Below are 18,222 nucleotides of genomic sequence, written 5' to 3' on the forward strand. Positions count from 1 at the left end.
GAGTTACTTCAGTCATTAGCTACATCTGATACAGGATTAATGATTTTCTTCGAAAGACCGATTTCTGGAGTACTCTCATTGGTGTTAGTTGTGTGATTCTAGTATTTCACTGCTTTGTTCAGCTTTCATTTTATTTTCACAGAAAAAAGCCAATTAGATTTTTATTGACTGGATAAGCTAGCCTGCAACTTTAATAACTCTAGCACCCCATGTGTTGCCACATACACTCTGGACATGTGGTGTGCGTTGATAAAATACACCCTACCCTCATCATGATTAATTTTCATTTAATAATGACTGCACTGAAATTGCACAGAATGTCTAGAAACAATGGAATGAAGAATCTATTTGCATAAATAAACATTAAGGTTTGGAATTACTGGACTTAATGGAATCCATTTATACAAAAACACTGTATGACAGATAGGGTAGAAAATTGACAGGGAAGGGGTCGTGGGTTCGAATCCCTCACAGGTCATCAGCTACCAAAGGCCTAAATCCTTGATAGAACAAGGATTTAGGCCTTTTTTTACTTTGTCTTTACTGATGAGTTTTGATCCACTTCAGGCACTTGCTCACATTTTGTTAACAGGACTTCTGAAGTGCGTTGTGGAAAATATCACCCACTTCATCTTCTTCGTTGGCATCATATGGGCGTAATGATTGAACTTGATTGTAGGATCCGAATGTCCTAAACGATTTTGTATCTTGACGATATCAACCCCTTCAGCAATCAAGATGATTTTAGCGTGCAACCTTGCAATAGTACACCTTAAAATATAGCTATGAATTGAATCATTCTCGTCACCAGATTTGTAAAGGAAAAAATGTTTTATTGTAGAAGGCCCAAATCTTATTGAAGGAATAGAGAATAAAATCAGTTTTATAAAAAAGGCTAACAGGAAACATTTCTTGGCGTCTCTACTGTTATTCTTACAGGTTGGACTATAAAGAACAATAAAAAAAGGGGGATATTTCCTTCCCGGAACCTCATAACATTAGAACTTTTTGGGTTCACTTCATATCGGGGCTTCTTTGTTTTATGCGTATATATGAACAGTAGGAATTCGTGTGAAAAACCAAATGATCGACGAAATCCAACAAGCTTGATATAAATTACTATAATGCAGATACGTACATGGGGAGAGTTGAAAGATAAAGGTCGAGTGATCATCACTTGACTCTATTCATGTTATTATAAGATATAACGGGTATTACCTGCGCATGTTTATTCTTTTATAGAAGCCCCGAATTGATGGCTCTCGTTAAGTAATGTTTCTCCTATTTTTATGATGCGTTAAGGGGCGGTATTTACCAAATTATATGCCCCCACATTTACGGAACTATTACATAGTAGGTGTAGGCACACAGTTTTGGTTTTTCTCATTTATTTATAGTTATTTTTTCAACTAAATCGAAGCCCTTTGTTTTTCTAAACATCATCTGATGTACAAAGTTATTCATTGAATCGGAACAATAAATGCTTTCAAAGTTCAATCCATTTAAGATTTCTCTATCTATCTTGATGGAAAGGATTAATATTCTTTCTTCGTAGCCAGTTACTGTGTTTAATTGATCATCATATGAATGAATAATGACAGTTTTTATTGGGAGTAATGCGAATAATTCTCTTGCAACTCGAAGAATACAACTACATAAATAATCTTGTTTAAGCTCAAAGTATCGAGTTTTGGTCATTTGCTTAATAGATACCCTTCCTGTCTTCGTTAATTTCTTTTCTTCTGTAGGTATGACGTTACTTGAATGAACATCAAATTCGACTTCCATATAAGATGGGGCGTCTGTCAAAAACTCAAAACCACTACCAAATTCACTTAAGTCTCTTAAGGGATTCATTTCTTCAATAACTCTGAAATATGTATCAATATCCCCAGCTAGGACGTTTTTAGCAAATTCGACAAGTTTTTCCCATTCCTTATATGCCTTCTCGTCTTCCACTTTAGCTTTCTTAATTTGCTTAGACAATTGACAATAAGATTTTTCCTCTCTTTTAAACAACCATTCGAAAAACTTAGGTTTATAATTTTCGTAATTTCGAATAGCTTCAATTTCTTTAGGGCCAGTTTCTCCAAGTTGATATGGTGGATTACTATTTAGTATATTAGCCCAATCTACATAATCGTCACACTCTTTATGGATAGATTTTACAAGCTCACATTGATTTTCAAATACATCCACTTCATATTTTGCGAGTTCTTTTTCTTGTTCACTACGTAATTGTTTTTGTTGAGTCTGTAAATTCCTCTGTGTTTGATAAGCTTTCGATTTATAAGACTTATCCGAAGTAGAAACATAGGAAAGACCTGTCCCTGGGATTCCAACACTACTTGTTCTTCTCCCATTACTGTTGATACTGTACCTTAATCCTTTTCCACCAAAGCTAAGACCTGTATTTTTGTTACTGACATTTAGACTAACCCCTGGGGCAATCTTAAAGCTTTTTCGAAACCGTAATCCCATCTGAATTCCTCCCTTTTGGTAAGTATCTATTACTCCATTATTTGTTATAATAGGAAATATGTATATCCAATTGCATATATTTCACAAAAAAACAAGATATTCGACCCAAGGTAAAAGTACGGATGTATAGTTTTCTATTTTAAGGAGGAGATTTCATGAGGAAACATTTTCAACTGTTTATAAGCAGTTTATGTTGCTTATTTCTTTTATTACCCTTAACAGTAAGCGCCCACTCTGGCAGAACAGATAGCAATGGTGGTCATAATTGCTCAGAGAAATCTGTAGCTAAAGGTCTTTGTTCAGGGTATCACTATCATAATGGAGGTGGTAGTAGTAGCGGAGGAGGCAGTAGTTCGAATTCAAGTTCGAGTTCAGGTTCATCTAGTAGCAATTCAACGAAATCTGCTCCTTCAAATCCAGCACCAGCACCTGTACCAAAAGTAGATGAAAACCAGGTGCGAGCCAATGAGCATTACAAAATCGCCAATGATTTATATAACAACGCCGATTACCAAGCAGCTATTATCGAACTTGAAAAGATTTATGAAATGAAAAAAAATGATAGTATGACAGACACTCTTGTTCAAAAATCCGTTTCAGCTATTTATAAATTGGCAGAAACTGCTATTAGAAAAGAGGATAATTCAACTGCTAAGGATCATTTGGCTTATATCCAAGGTTACCAGCGTTCTAGTGACCAAATTAAACAAAAAGCTAATACACTACTTGAACAAATCAAGGTAAATGAAGAAGTAGTATCGATACTATCCAAGGCTACAACTTCTAGGGATGAAAAAAATTATGAAAAAACTTTAACATTCATCCAAGAGGCACAGAAAATAAAAGACACAAAAGAAATCACAACTTTTTATAATGAAACGGTTGAAGCTTTAAACAATGATGCAGTGGCAGCTTATCAGAAAAAGCAATATAAACAGGCTAATAAATTTTACAAGTTATTGGTCAAAATTGCAGCTACTCCAAAATTAAAGTCTCAATATCAAACAACACTTCAGCAAATACAAGATGAACAGATAATACAAGAAAGCTTTGGGATTGATACGACAGATTTCGAAGGAAAGTCTCTCTTTAATCATATCATGGAAGAAGAAAATGAGACTCCTTATAGTGAAAACGTAGTGAATTTTCTTGAATCTTCCTTAGAAGAAGAGGAAAAAGATGCAATGAACTTTATTTTTAATGTTAACATCAAAGATTTATTTAAAGGTGGTCAAAAAGATGCAGCCTGAGACAAATTTAAAACGCAGAACCCCGATTTTCCAAAAAGCTTGGTTTATGTGGTTCTGGCTAATCGTTTTTCCTCCTGTTGGAATACTTCTTATGTGGAGGCAGGGGAGATTTACCAAAGTTAAACGGATTGTAGCAACATTGATAGCAACTGCATATTTTGTCTTTCCTATCATAGCGGTTATGACCACAACGCTACCACTTTACAATAATCAAAAGGAATTTTTAGTAGCATTCAATAAGGAAGTCAAAGAGTTGAAATTGCCTTATTCTTTAGAGAATGTAAAAAAAGAAGATGAAACCATTACCTCAAAATTAAATGATGATGTCACATTTATTGAAAATATTGATGATAATGGTGCAGTTCATGAGCTTATTATGGTCGGTCAAGGGGAAGGGACAGATATTGTACTTTCAATGGGGTTTTTAATTGGTATCACAAATCCCGATTTAAGTCAAAAAGATGTAGGGCAAGTCTTAAAGGATTTACGTTTGTTTGATGAAAGCTATAAATATCAAAAGAATGAAACGAACGTGGAGAAAAATAAGATTCGTTATAATTTAAAATACGATCAAGATGCAGGTGTGATTTTTAGTGTTTCAAAAGTGAATTAAGAGATACAGCTTACGGATAATTCCGTAGGCTTTTTTTGTTAGAATGATTCAATATTTAAAAGTTAGTTAATATAATCCAAACATTCGAGAGGGTGTTTTACTACTCTCATTTTATATTAGTTAATTATTAAAGTGAAAACTATGAAAAAAGCACTTGCTCATGTGAGTAGGGTAACCCTTTGTTCAATTCTCAAAAAATTCAATCTCGATTTCTTCCTTCAACTTTTTAGTACCTTCTTTGGTAATCCTTCATATTCCCACAGTCTATTTCTACGATTTTCGAGAGGTCAGACCAAGGAAACATTCAAAGAAACAGGTACTACACGCTTGGAACTACTTGAGAATCATACTACATTGAGTCTAGTAATTAACCACTCACTTTTGACGTTGATGAAAAGATTATTAATTATAATCCTTTTTATTAAGAAGAGCATGTTTAATACATGCTCTTACTTCTTTTCTTAATGTTATAGATTGTCATTCTTGTTACACCGGTTCTTTTACTGATATCAATAACAGATTCATTGCTATTTAACATTCGAACGATTTCACCATAAATTAATCGATCTTGAGCATTCTTAGCATGTTCATGATATTTAACAGGTCTGCCCTTGAATTTACCTTTTACCTTTGCAATTTCAATTCCTTCTTGCTGCGCTTCTCTAATTCGATTTCGTTCTTCTTCTACAGTCCAAGACATTACAGATAGAAAAATCTCCGAAATTAATTTTCCAATCCCTTTAATGTCTTTCCATTCTTTAATAATCTCATCTTTGTTCCTTCCAAAACGTGATAGATCTGAATCACTAATTCATCACCTTTTCTTAATTTGTTTTTCATGACTATGTAATTCGTACGGTCAAAGTCCTTTCCAGAAGCAACATCAATATAAATCTCTTCACAATCATTTTCTTCGAGCTCTTTTGTCTGCCTTTCAATGTTCTGTGTTTTTGAAGAAACCCTTGCATAGCCAATTGTAGAAGGTCATAAAGGCAAGAACATTTCAGGTATCTATAATTGCTTATTAATCAACCATATAACAAATTAATGTACTCACTTTTGTGTCTAATAAGTAGGGACCAAAAGTGAGTACATTCTTTATATGGAAGCCAAATAGTGATCCTTTTAAGCAGTTGCATGTTTCTACAAATTATCGAGTTCGACAAAGGATTCTGAAGAATAATGTAGAATATCTGACCTCTCAACAGAACTGACGACATTTTTGCTTAAGAAAAAATGTCCTGTCCCTTATTATGTCACTCTTGGTATAGTACTTTTGTTTTATGCAGGTATAGAACCAATAACAGCAAGAGTTACATCCTATGTTCAATTTTCAGAAAAGGAGAAATGTGGGATGATAAGGGTTAATCAGGTGATATTTCTGAATATTAAATAAACCCCTAGTTAATACTAGATTAGTTGAAAAATTTTAATAACCTGATGTTGAAAGACAGATCAGCGTATTAAATGTGAAGTTAAGTCTTCAGCACGAAACCTTCACATTTTTACAAATATATTAATCTACTATTTAGTAGAGGGGGAGAGGTTTAATGAGGAAAAGGAGAAAAAAAGCAAACAACAAAAGTAAGGTCGTAAAAATCTTAGCTGTATTTGCTCTATCATCTAGTTTTATTTTAGGTTCACTTGGATATGTATCAAATGCCACCAATGCAGCTGGTAATACGAATGTTGATAGTTTACTTGCTAATTTAACACCAGAACAAAGAGCAGCTCTTAACCAACTTTCAACAAAAGAAGAGACAGGTCTTCAAATTTCTTCAGATACAGATTTAAATTCTACGAAACAGACTTCTGTCATTATTGAGTTTGCAAATAAACCAGCAAAGGTTGCTAAGATTGAAGCGGCATCAGAAGGTCAACAACTATCAGATTCTGAAGCATCAAATTTAGTCGATCAAGATCATGAAAAATTTCAAAAAGATTTAGGACAAGTTTTAGCTGATAAAAATAGTAAAAAAGTAAATTATAAGATTAATCGCTCATATAAACGTGCATTTAATGGTGTTTCAATGAGTTTACCTGCTAACAAAATTAAAAGTCTATTAAAATCAAAAGCTGTCAAATCAGTTTGGAGTAACGAAACGTTTACGATTGATCCGCCTGTTCAAGGAAAAGATAATGATCAATTAAATGCAGATGAATTCAATATCGCAAATTATACTCCTTATGATGGATTAAACCGGTTACATGCAGAAGGCTATACCGGTAAAGGAATTAAGGTCGGTATTCTAGATACAGGTATTGATTATAACCATCCAGATTTAAAGGATGCTTATAAAGATGGATATGATTTTGTAGATGACGATAGTAATCCGATGGAAACGACCTATGCTGATTGGAAACAATCAGGTAAGCCAGAAATGAATGGATCGTCGGCTTATTATACTAATCATGGTACACATGTTGCTGGGATTATTGGAAGCCGTGGAGTAGCGAAGGATACTGAGTATACAACAGTTGGAGCAGCACCAGAAGCAGATATTTATGCTTACCGAGTGCTTGGACCATATGGCAGCGGACAAGCTGATGACATAATTGCAGCTGTCGATCGAGCTGTGAAGGATGATATGGATGTTATTAATATGTCACTAGGTAATTCACTTAATGATCCATTATATGCAACTTCAATTGCTGTAAACAATGCTGTATTAAGTGGAATAACAACCGTTGTTGCAGCGGGGAATAGTGGCGATAAAAATTATACGCTAGGTTCACCAGGTGCTGCAGCCTTAGCGTTATCTGTTGGTGCATCATCTGTTGCAATTGATATTTATCAATATGCAGGTGCACACAATGGGAAGAATTACAATTTAAGACAATTAGCAAAAAACTATAAAGATGATTTGTCTACATTAAAAGGAAAAACTCTCCAAATTGTTGATGTGGGGCTCGGAGATAACTATACAGGAAAAGACGTAAAAGGGAAATTTGTACTCATGGGCCGAGGAGTTTATACATTGGACTCTAAAATTGCGTATGCCAAGGAACAAGGTGCTGCTGGCGTTATCATGTATAATGATGAAGCAAACAAGGCCGAGGGTGCAATTCAGTCTTTTTTAGGTGAATCAGTTAATGCGATTCCTTCATTCTCTGTTTCAAATGAAGAAGGATTAACGATCTTGGAAGCATTAAAAACTGGTAAAACTGATTTCACATTTGGCGATTTTACTAAGATACAAACAGCATCCGATGAGTTAGCAACATTTAGCTCTAGAGGTCCTTCTCGAATAAATTATGACATTAAACCGGAAGTAACTGGACCAGGTGTTTCGATTCTTTCAACCGTCCCATTTTACGTAAACGATAAAATAGTAGATGGAACAAAACCGGAAGATTATAAATATGCATATAAGCGCTTATCAGGAACTTCAATGGCAACCCCTTATGTGGCAGGTGTTTCAGCATTATTATTACAATCGAATAAGGATCTTGAGCCTGCAGACATTAAATCAATTTTAATGAATACGGCTGATCCACTTTCAAAAGCTTATAGTGTATTTGAAATCGGTAGTGGTCGTGTTGATGCATATGAAGCACTTCATTCTAATGTCGAATTTGAAGTAGTCGATAAAACGCCTACAAATATCAATGGAAAACAAAAGTTAATCAAAGAATTAACGGGTGGAATCAGTTTTGGTTCATATGGATTTGATGACCAAGATATTCGTGATTCACGTAAGATTACATTGAAAAATAGAAGTGAAAAAGCAAAAACATTTAGTGTAAATGTTAAATTCCAAACAGGATTAAGAGGTTCCAAAGATGCAGCTCAAAATGGAGTGACCTTAACTGGTCCAACTTCAGTTAAATTAAACAGAATTAGTCAAAAATCAATTAAATTTGACTTAAACATTCCGAAAACAGCTGAAAAAGGAACATATGAGGGATATATCGTCTTTACAAATAATGCAGATCCAACTGAAACGTATCAAATTCCATTTGGTAGTCGTGTAGTAAATGAAGGTTTTGATACACTAAACATTGCTAATCCAATGTATTCTGGTGATATACGTTGGCCAGAACAAGCAGTTCCAGGCATGTCATTTAGTTTTTCAGTAAGATCACACATGAGATATATTGACGTGGTAGTCCAAGATGCAACAACTGGTGAAGATATTGGATACCTTGGAACTTTCAATGGTTTTGGAGTAAATGAAAACACAGTTTACAATATTGCATATGCATTTACAGGGGCTTATTTCCCATTCACTGGTGATCCGGAAAATCCGATTAGTAGTGAGCCTGTGATTGCAAAAACAGGTAATTATAAATTAAAAATGATTGGAACAAATGATCAAGGGAAAACATTCTCTAAATCAGCAGATTTTATGTATGAAAAGGGCGCACCAATTATGACTTCAAGCTTTGATAAGTTAGATCAAAAGGTTATTGAGTATAAAGATAGCCAATTTGATTCAAACGGTGAATATTTATATGACTTTAATATTAATTTAAATGATCCTGAGACAGATGAGGCAAAACAAGCAGGTTTTCCTGTTGATCAGTCAAATAATAAAATTTTATACCAATATGATAGTCCATATATGTCAAATCCAATAAACACTGATAAAAATGGAAATTACAATGATCAAATTTTAGTTAAAAAAAGAACGAAACCTTTAAAAGTTCAGTTTTATGCTTATGATGATGCAAGAAACTTTACTTCAGATGCTACGTCAATGCTAAGGGTAGCTTTTGTTTCTAATACTTACCCTTACTATTACTTAAAAGCAAATAAACAAGCCGCTTCTACCGGAGATACTATAAATTATTCTATTCGTTCGAATAATATTAAAAACCTAAAAACATCAAAGGTTACAATTCCAGTATTAAAAGACAATGGTGACTTAGCTACAATTAATAATGTTGTTGTAAGTGATGCAGTTAAGCAATATGGGGATGCACAAGTATCTGTAACATCAACATCTGATGATCTTTATACGAAATATACAATTACTTTTAACTATTTAGGAAATAAAGCATTACCAGAAGATATGCAATTAGTTAATTTCGATTTAAATACAGTTAAACATTATACGCCAAATACAAATTTCTCTGTCAACTGGTTTGACATGGAAATGACTGGAACTACAGTTGATCAATCAAATATAGTAACAAATAATGTATATACTAATATGGAAAGTGTTAAAATGCAAAACACATATTCAAGGATAGTGGGTAACTTGAATTTAGAAGGAACGACTGATCCTTTAACAGACCAAGCGAATTCCGCGTTAGATCAAACCAAAATTGGTGCAAAAGTAACTGTAACGTCATATGATGGTAAAACTGTTATTGAGGCACCAATACAAAACAAATATGGAAGATACATTGCAGATGGAATAAAAGCTGATAAAAATGCTTCTACATTAAAAGTAGATGTACCAGGTCATTTTACGATGTATAAATCGTTAGTACTATCTTATGACGTTCGAGGAGAAGCAATCGGAAATAGATTTGGTTCTGGACTTGCTCGAGCTAAAGCTGGGGATGCAAATAAAGATAATGTAATTGATATAATGGATGCATTATATCTACAAACAAATTGGGGAACAAATAAATCCGGTGCAGATTTGAACTTCGATGGAGTTGTTGATAAAAAGGATATGGATCTTCTTATTAAAAACTATGGATTACAAAATAGTACAGTTCCGAATGCACCTAAAGCGAAAACTTCGTATAAAGGTTCTACATTAGATACTGTGTTAATTAAGTTAGGATTAAAATAATCCTAAGCTAGTTTCTATAATCAAACGAAGAACCATTTTATGGATTACTACTGTAAATAGACAGTAATTGAATAGGATTTTAGTAGCCTTAGCCCTGTATTTTATTGGGTTAAGGTTTTTTAATTACTTTTGAAATCACTCTCTCTCCGTTTAAAAAGCATCAGTTCCATTTAATTATATACGATTGTATTGTTTATAATGTCCTCAATATTGTATCCCAAAACAGCTATAGGTTGAATTGGTGCGGTTTGAAGTGGATTAACCCCAATGTACTTAACTTTGTTTCCTCGTACACCAATCTTCATTTTATTCACTCCAATGCAAAAAATCTTGTTCTATTTATTATACAACTTAAATTTTACAAGAAAAACCGCATAAACAAAGGATTTTCATTTGTAAGTTTTAAGTGTAATCAAAATTTACCGGCTATAAATTGACTTAACTTACTTCAAATCAAGATCAGGTAACTTCTCCATTCCCTAAAACACGATCAAACCCACAAGCTGAAACATTCAACCCAAGTAATAAAACAAGACACCCATTAGAACCCTTTGAAAGTTCATTTATAAATCTCCTCTAAGTTTTATTATAATAATATTGCACCTTTTACAGTTTTGCTGGGAGATTCAAATTCATAGATTGCTATCAAGGTAGTTATGGCTAAACTTCTTGGACAATTCATTGAAATGGGACTGATACATATCCCTCTTCAATTCGGTTTCGTATTTCTAGATTGGTATAGAGAAACGCCTTAGATAAACCTGATACCTTCGCAACTCGGTTAAAGTTAATTTTAGCTTTTGTTTTTATAAGACGTTGTAAAACTTGGGAAAATGCTTTGATATACTTTGAGATTGCATCTAAAAGAATCCTCCGTCAAATAAAAAGAGATTTGAACTTTGGGTCATGGGGATGAAGTGTAGTTTACTTACACTTTTTGTACTATATAGTCTACAACAAAAGACCATGACATTTACAACATTTGATGAGCAGGCAAATAAAGAATCTAATAGTATACTAGTATTGTGCCTTCCCATTTAGGGTAATGGCACAGCCGGTGATTGGCTAGTGGGTATTTTGCCATTTTGCCAGTGCCGGTTTTTTGTTAGATAATGATAGATAATGATTCTTGCAAATAAAGGAAGGTGCCGTTTTGAAAAAGATAGATTCTATCACTAGGAGGGAACAAATAGCGAGTTTTTATCTATATTCTATTTCTTTTCTTGGTATGATTGCTGTTATAAATTCCATATTTAAAAGTGAAGTGCCTTCTGAATTCATAATCGTTTTGTTGTTAGCTGTGTTTATGGGGATTATTGAGTATTTTCCTATCCGTATTGGAAGAGGAGGTATTACACTCAGTCTTACGCTTATTTATCCAATGAATTGGGAGTTTGGTATACATATAACGGTTGTTGCTTGTGTATGTGTGATGGTTTTTACACATACTCTTCGCCGCTTACCAATACAAAGAACACTATTTAATTGCACCCAATTTGCTATTAGTATCACTTTGGCAGAATGGTTTTCCAACGAATGTATATCTTTTTTTATTACGGAGATGAACCTGCCAGTTTTATATGAAGAATTAATAAGCTTGCTTTTATTTACCGTATTTTTTTGCCTTTTCAATACCCTTCTATATGATCTTTTAATGGTGATTCTGCCTCAGCAATATCCACTAGAACAGTGGCACAAGAAAAATATATTTTTATTTTTGAGTGCCAGTTTTTGTTTATGTTACGCCTCTCTTATTTATATCTTAGAACATCGATATCGAGCGGAGTTGGATGGGATTACCATTCCGTTCTTCTTTTTCCCACTTGTAGCAATCTGCGCCATCAGCTCCTTCATGAGGCAAATACGGATTGAAAAAGAACGTTTATATAACCTTTTTACCATTACGACGGAGTTAAGTCACGGGCTGTCTGCCGGAAACTTAGATCAAATGAAACAATCACTTAAAGGATTCTTGGGAATACAGGCGTTTGCTTTATGGGTAAAAGATGAGGGGGATTGGCAGCTTCTATTAATGGATGGAAAAGTACATTCCAATATTTCAAGTTCTTCTGATATCCATCCAAATTTTGAAGAAATATCTAAAACCTTTGTTGTTACTGATTGGAAAACAGGTATGGCCCCGGGAGATGAAGTATTTGAAGATGTCATACGTTCCCTTGTCTACCTGCCTCTTATAGTAAATCATGAATTGGTAGGGGTGTTTATTGCAGGTAAAAGCAGGGGGGCGAGTTTTATTACCGAAGATATACAGTCCTTATCTACGTTTGCCAATCAATTGGGCAGCTTGCTGAAAACACGGTCCCTCGTCGCCGAACAAGAAAAACGAATGATTCTTGAAGAAAGAAATCGGCTTGCCCGGGAAATTCACGATGGAATTGCACAAGTATTAGCCGGGGTCATATTTCAGCTGGAATCAGCTCTGAGGCAGTCCGCAGATCAATCAGGAAACATGGAGCAAATGGTAGACAAAAGTATAAAAAAATTACGGAAGAGTTTAGGTGAAGTTCGCCATTCTATCTATGCTTTAAAGCCATATCCTACCCATAGGCTAGGGTTAAAACAAGCCATTGCAAATAAAATTCAATCGATAAAACAAGAAAATAATCTAGCGATTAAATATCATGAAAGAGGCCGTTCTCGAACACTCAGTTTCACAATAGAACGAGCCATCTTCGATACTTTACAGGAAAGCTTGCAAAATATAGTAAAACATGCAAAAGCGGACGAAGTTGACATTCTTCTAAGCTATCAACGTGAACATGTACTTTTAAAAGTAAAGGACAACGGGGTTGGCTTTTCCCTATTTGAATCCATGATTAAAACAAAGCATGAGCCCCATTATGGCATTTTACATATGAATGAACAAGCCGAACAGCTTGGTGCTACCCTTCAGATTGATAGTTTCACAGGAAAAGGTACAGAAATTACATTGTTGATTCCAGATTCAGAAGCAAGGGAGGAGTATCATGATTCAAATATTATTAGTAGATGATCATACGGTCTTGCGTGATGGAATTCGGAGTATATTGGATCTCGAATCAGACATCCGAGTCGTGGGAGAAGCCGTGTCCGGGGATGAGGTGTTGAAGAAAGTAGAGGAGTATGGACCTGATTGTATTTTGATGGACATCAATCTCCCAGGAAAAAATGGCATTGAGGTCACGTCCCTCGTGAAAAGTCAGTATCCGAATTGCCGCGTTCTTGTATTGACGATGTTTGAAGATGATGAATACTTAATGGAAGCACTTCGGGCTGGTGCAGATGGCTATTTATTGAAGGATTCGTCATCTGAACAAGTGGTAGCAGCGATTCGAATGGTGTCACAAGGAGATTCGGTTATTCATCCTCGAATGACGAAAAAGCTGATAACGTACCATCACCAGCAAACGAAATCAGAGCCAAACGAAAATATTTTGACTAAGCGTGAAAAAGAAATACTGTTTGAGTTGGCCAAAGGTCTTAGTAACAAAGAAATCGCTGAAGCCTTATTTATCAGTGATAAGACCGTCAAAATTCACATCAATAAGATTTTCAAAAAGCTGAATGTGAAAAGCCGTTCACAGGCAGTCATTTATGCCGTTCGAAATCAACTTGTTCCATTTTCATAAATCATAATCACTTAAAAGGTTAAAAGTACTGTTCAGTACCTTTATTATTTATCTTTAATAACAGATCTGGAGTAGTTCTTTAGTTATATATTGATCTAGAACCAATAGATGAAAAATTACTTCTTATGATTAATTTTCAGAAAAGTAGAAATGTGGGATGATGTATTAAATCTTAGTTTACTAGATTCATGAATTCATCTTTAAATGAATTGTTTATGAAGAACAAATGTTTAGAGAGTAAATAGCAATTATATAGGATAAGGGGATGCGGTATGAAGAGGAAAAAAATCAGTAAGATTCTTACAGGAACGCTAGCTGTTAGCATGTTATTATCTCAAGGCGCTCCGTATAATGTATTGGCGAAAAGCCCTTTTAAGCTGAATCCAGTTGAAAATGCGGAAGAGATCTTAGCGAGCCTGTCTGCAGAACAAAGAAAGGCATTAGAGCAATTAGAAACAAATACAACCTTTACCATTTCACCGGATATTGATGCAAATAGCACCGAATTAGTCAAAGTCATCGTCGAATTTGAACAGGCGCCGGCGAAAATTGAAGTGATGAAACAAGCAGCGAAAGGAAAGAAACTATCTTCTGCTGATGCGAATGAGAAAGTGAAAAAAGCTCACAAAGATTTTAAACAGCACGTGCAATCATTGAAATCCCAGAAAAACGTTACTAATTACAAAGTGGAAGATGTAAACATCACAAGAGAGTATACAAAGTCCCTCAACGGTGTAGCGATGACTCTGCCGGGTGTGGCAGTGGAGAATTTGCTGCAATCCGGAGTAGTTAAACGTATTTTTAAAGATTACGAGGTAAAAGTGGAACCGCCGGTAAAAACGAAAGAAACCATCGATCCGAAAATGGCGGACAGCATTCCGCAAATTGGCGTGGACAAACTACATTCCGAGAACATTACCGGTAAAGGGATTAAAGTCGGTGTTCTTGATACAGGTGTTGACTATAATCATCCTGACTTAAAAGATGCATATAAAGGTGGATATGATTTTATAGATAATGATGCAGATCCAATGGAAACAACATATGAGGATTGGATTAATGCTGGCAAGCCGGAATATCCTGGCTTAGTGTACTACACAAACCACGGGACACATGTCGCAGGGACGATTGCAGCTCAAAAGAAAAATAATGCGGATTATGCTGTGAAAGGAGTAGCACCTGAAGTAGATTTATATGCTTACAGAGTATTGGGACCTTTGGGAGGGGGAGATACAGCAGGAATCCTTGCTGGACTCGATCAAGCGATTACAGATGGCATGGACGTCATCAATATGTCGCTCGGCGCCGCGACGAACAATCCTTTATACGCCACTTCTGTCGCAGTAAATAATGCCATGCTTTCAGGTGTGGTGACCGTCGTTGCTGCGGGCAACTCCGGACCGAACGAAAAAACTCTAGGTTCCCCGGGAACGGCTGCTCTTGGTATATCAGTAGGGGCAAGCGATGCTTCGATGTCCATTCCAACATTTAATGGAAGCGCTTCCGCAGAGAAATTTGAAAATATGCAGCTCCTGGGCAAAGATTTTTCTAATAAGTTAGAAGATTTACAAGGACAATCCATACCAGTTGTATTTGCAGGACTTGGTAAAACAGCTGATTTTACAGAGAAAGATCTGAACGGAAAAATTGCGTTAATTCAGCGTGGGGAAATTACGTTTGATGAAAAAATAATAAATGCTAAAAATGCTGGGGCTAAAGCTGTTATCGTATATAACAATGCAGATGGACAAATACCTGCCTACTTAGGCGAGGTTGTGGGATATATTCCATCTTTCCGCCTGTCAAAAGCGGATGGTGAACGATTAAAGGCGCTAGGCGAAGGTTCTTTCACATTTGAAACGTTAAATAACACAAAAACGGAAGGCGATCATTTAGCAGATTTCAGCTCACGGGGACCGGTAAATGGAAATTATGATATTAAACCGGATGTAGTCGCTCCAGGTGTGTCGATATTCTCTACGACACCGGAATTCATCAACGATCCGCAGGACGGCATTAATTACGGGAATGCCTATGTGCGCTTGTCGGGTACATCGATGGCTTCGCCACACGTGGCAGGTGCAGCAGCACTGATTTTGCAGGAGCATCCTGAATATACTCCTTTCGATGTAAAATTGGCACTTATGAATACTTCGGATGATTTAAAAGGGGATAATTCTGTATACGAAGTGGGCGCAGGACGAATCGATGCCTATCAAGCGGTTCATACAGATACCTCCATCAAAGTATGGGATAAGACACAAAATATCGAGAATGGAAACGTCGTAGAAATTGATGAAGAAACAGGTTCCATTGTATTCGGCAAACATTATAAAAAAGATGATCAACCCATTAAAGCAAGTAAAAAAGTGACGGTTCAAAACAACAGCCAGAAAGAAAAAACTTTTACTCTAGAAGTGGAGTATCACGGTGGGCGTAAAGGGATTCAAGATGCAGTGAGTAACGGTGTTACAGTGGATGTGCCTTCATCGATTACAGTGGGAGGCGGCCAAATACAAGCGCTTGAGCCAAAAATGACGATACCAGCCAGCGCTGCGGAAGGAAGATATGAAGGGTATATTCATGTGACCAATGCCAACAATCCGACCGAAACCTATCAAATTCCATTTGCTGTCATGGTGACGGAAAAGGGATTTGCTTATCTGAAAACAACTAGACCATCCGTGACAAATACGACGGCTTTCTGGCAATATCATGATTCAGTTATCCATGGCATCATGAAGTTGAATAGCCCAATGAAAACCATGGATGTGCTTGTAAAAGACAGTAAAACAGGTAGAGCTGTAGGGTTCATAGGAACAGCGGACATGAGTAGATTATTAGTAGATGTAGAAACTTATTTTACTGGTGTATTCAGCGGTACAGTCTTTCCGTTTACAAATGATTCATCCAACCCAATCAGTGATGTTCCTATAAAGCTTCCAGATGGCGACTATATACTAGAAATGATTGCACATGATGCGGATGGGAAATCATATGTTTTTGAAAATCCGCTTATCGTGGACAATGTAGCACCAGAAGTGAACATGGATATAAAATCGGGTGTAATCGAAATCAATGATTCAATGTTTACAGTAGAAGATGGCCAAAAAGCATTGTGGCTGCATGGAACAGCTAAGGATGCGACAGTGAATCTATTACAATCTAAAGGGGTGAACGTCGATCAATCGTCCAATACTATGGGTTACTATGCAGGTGACGATACAAGAATAGCTGGGTACTTCCCGGTTCAAGCGAATGGAGACGTAAAAGTAGGAATTGAGGAGAGGGATATTGCAAAAAAACCTTTAAGATTTTGGTTGAGAACGTGGGATACTGCAACGGCAGTTGGTTACCAAAAGTATTTCTTCATGAAAGAAGGGACGGAATATACGACTACCAGTTATGACAAGAAAGAGTTTAAAGTCGGCGATAACATTACGATGACACTCAGCCTTAATAATGTGAAACAGCTTGTCTCCGGAGAATTTAATGTAGAATTCGACAAAGGCTTCTTCTCGTTTTCGAATGTGAAGCTGAACAAGGCAGTCCAACAATATGCAAAGGAAAAAGGCTTACAGGTATCACTCCATGAGCCAGTTGTGACGGAAGAAGGACCATACCTTAATAGTGTGAAAATCGGTGCTTCCATTACTGGAAATGCATTCAGAGGACTGGAAGGAGATATGCCGTTCCTCGATGTAACGATTAAAGTATTGAATGATGAAGTCTACGAAGATCTTCGTGGATTTGAGGTCAAGAAGGGGTCTTATAAGAAATCGGGACAAATAGCAGGCACTGCCATTCCTTTTTACGGCACTGAAGATTTTAAAATAATTCCTAAACATACAAAGTTGCTGGGTTACATCAAGCCGGAAGCATTTTTGGTAGGGAATCCAGGGAGTGAATTTTTGGAGAAAGGAGATTATTCAAAAATAGGAGCGCAAGTCTACGCTCTTTCCAGAAGCGGTAAAAAGTATAAAGGAACAATTAATAAAAATGCATCTTTCACAATCAATGATATTCCAGCTTCCGATCAGGTATATACAGCTGTTTTCGAAGTTGCGGGGCACCTTAAAGTGATGCAGAAGTTCATTCCTGGATATCATGATGCAAAAGGTGAGCTACGTGGGCAATATATTAGACTAAGTAATCAAAGAAGTATTGCAGGGGATGTGAATGGAGACAAAATGATTGATATACTCGATATCCGAAGTGTTGTTGATGCATACGGTACGAATGATGCATCCATCGTGCCGCAAGATATCAATCAAGACGGAGTGGTGAATGAGACAGATATTCGCTTCGTCGAGAAAAACTTCTTTACGAAGGGACCGGATGCGCCTGCTGATAAGCAGCCAAAAGCAACAATTGGCAAAAAAGGTCTGGAATACTTCCTGCGCCTGATCGGACTGGAGCCAAAGCAATAGCAAGAATAGAAAAGGGAGGAATGCAGAGCATTCCTCCCTTTTCTTTATAAAATAAGTAGAGCAGGGTTA

General features: G+C 36.1%; 10 protein-coding genes. 6 read left to right on the plus strand and 4 right to left on the minus strand.

What is annotated here, in order from left to right; all coding sequences use genetic code 11:
* Positions 1 to 1,383: 1,383 nt before the first annotated feature.
* On the minus strand, positions 1,384 to 2,481 hold the full coding sequence (locus NYE65_RS21685; protein WP_340861643.1) for a DUF4236 domain-containing protein: 1,098 nt from the start codon (positions 2,479 to 2,481) through the stop codon (positions 1,384 to 1,386).
* A gap of 155 nt (positions 2,482 to 2,636) precedes the next feature.
* On the opposite strand from NYE65_RS21685, the gene NYE65_RS27320 reads away from it, so the two are divergent.
* A complete protein-coding gene (locus tag NYE65_RS27320; RefSeq protein ID WP_445670429.1) occupies positions 2,637 to 3,731 on the plus strand; it encodes a YHYH domain-containing protein in 1,095 nt (364 codons plus the stop codon).
* Positions 3,721 to 4,344, plus strand: a complete 624-nt coding sequence (locus NYE65_RS21695) for a hypothetical protein (RefSeq protein WP_340861644.1) — start codon at positions 3,721 to 3,723, stop codon at positions 4,342 to 4,344. Before NYE65_RS27320 ends, NYE65_RS21695 begins: the two co-directional genes overlap by 11 nt.
* Before the next feature lie 436 nt (positions 4,345 to 4,780).
* Here the strand turns inward: NYE65_RS21695 and NYE65_RS21700 are convergent, their stop codons facing one another.
* Entirely contained in the window at positions 4,781 to 5,044 is a 264-nt protein-coding gene (locus NYE65_RS21700) for a helix-turn-helix domain-containing protein (RefSeq protein WP_340861645.1), read from the minus strand.
* A gap of 23 nt (positions 5,045 to 5,067) precedes the next feature.
* On the minus strand, positions 5,068 to 5,319 hold the full coding sequence (locus tag NYE65_RS21705; RefSeq protein ID WP_328178297.1) for a recombinase family protein: 252 nt from the start codon (positions 5,317 to 5,319) through the stop codon (positions 5,068 to 5,070).
* A gap of 575 nt (positions 5,320 to 5,894) precedes the next feature.
* Between NYE65_RS21705 and NYE65_RS21710 the strand changes: the two genes are divergently transcribed.
* On the plus strand, positions 5,895 to 10,094 hold the full coding sequence (locus tag NYE65_RS21710; protein WP_340861646.1) for a S8 family serine peptidase: 4,200 nt from the start codon (positions 5,895 to 5,897) through the stop codon (positions 10,092 to 10,094).
* Positions 10,095 to 10,772: 678 nt separating this feature from the next.
* On the opposite strand, the gene NYE65_RS21715 is transcribed toward NYE65_RS21710, so the two are convergent.
* Positions 10,773 to 10,964 carry a DUF6262 family protein gene (locus NYE65_RS21715; RefSeq protein ID WP_340862162.1) on the minus strand — a complete coding sequence of 64 codons (192 nt, stop codon included), beginning with the start codon at positions 10,962 to 10,964 and terminating at the stop codon, positions 10,773 to 10,775.
* A gap of 283 nt (positions 10,965 to 11,247) precedes the next feature.
* Between NYE65_RS21715 and NYE65_RS21720 the strand changes: the two genes are divergently transcribed.
* The 3 genes from NYE65_RS21720 to NYE65_RS21730 all read left to right on the plus strand — a co-directional run bounded on the left by NYE65_RS21720 (position 11,248) and on the right by NYE65_RS21730 (position 18,153).
* The gene (locus tag NYE65_RS21720; RefSeq protein ID WP_340861647.1) at positions 11,248 to 13,107 is read left to right on the plus strand and encodes a GAF domain-containing sensor histidine kinase; all 1,860 of its coding nucleotides are present in this window, start codon (positions 11,248 to 11,250) and stop codon (positions 13,105 to 13,107) included.
* Complete coding sequence (locus tag NYE65_RS21725; RefSeq protein WP_328178282.1) at positions 13,082 to 13,723, plus strand: response regulator transcription factor; 642 nt, start codon at positions 13,082 to 13,084, stop codon at positions 13,721 to 13,723. Before NYE65_RS21720 ends, NYE65_RS21725 begins: the two co-directional genes overlap by 26 nt.
* 272 nt (positions 13,724 to 13,995) lie before the next feature.
* Positions 13,996 to 18,153, plus strand: a complete 4,158-nt coding sequence (locus NYE65_RS21730; RefSeq protein ID WP_340861648.1) for a S8 family serine peptidase — start codon at positions 13,996 to 13,998, stop codon at positions 18,151 to 18,153.
* Positions 18,154 to 18,222: the final 69 nt, after the last annotated feature.

This window comes from Peribacillus sp. FSL R5-0717 (assembly GCF_038002945.1).
Classification (GTDB): Bacteria; Bacillota; Bacilli; order Bacillales; family DSM-1321; genus Peribacillus; species Peribacillus frigoritolerans.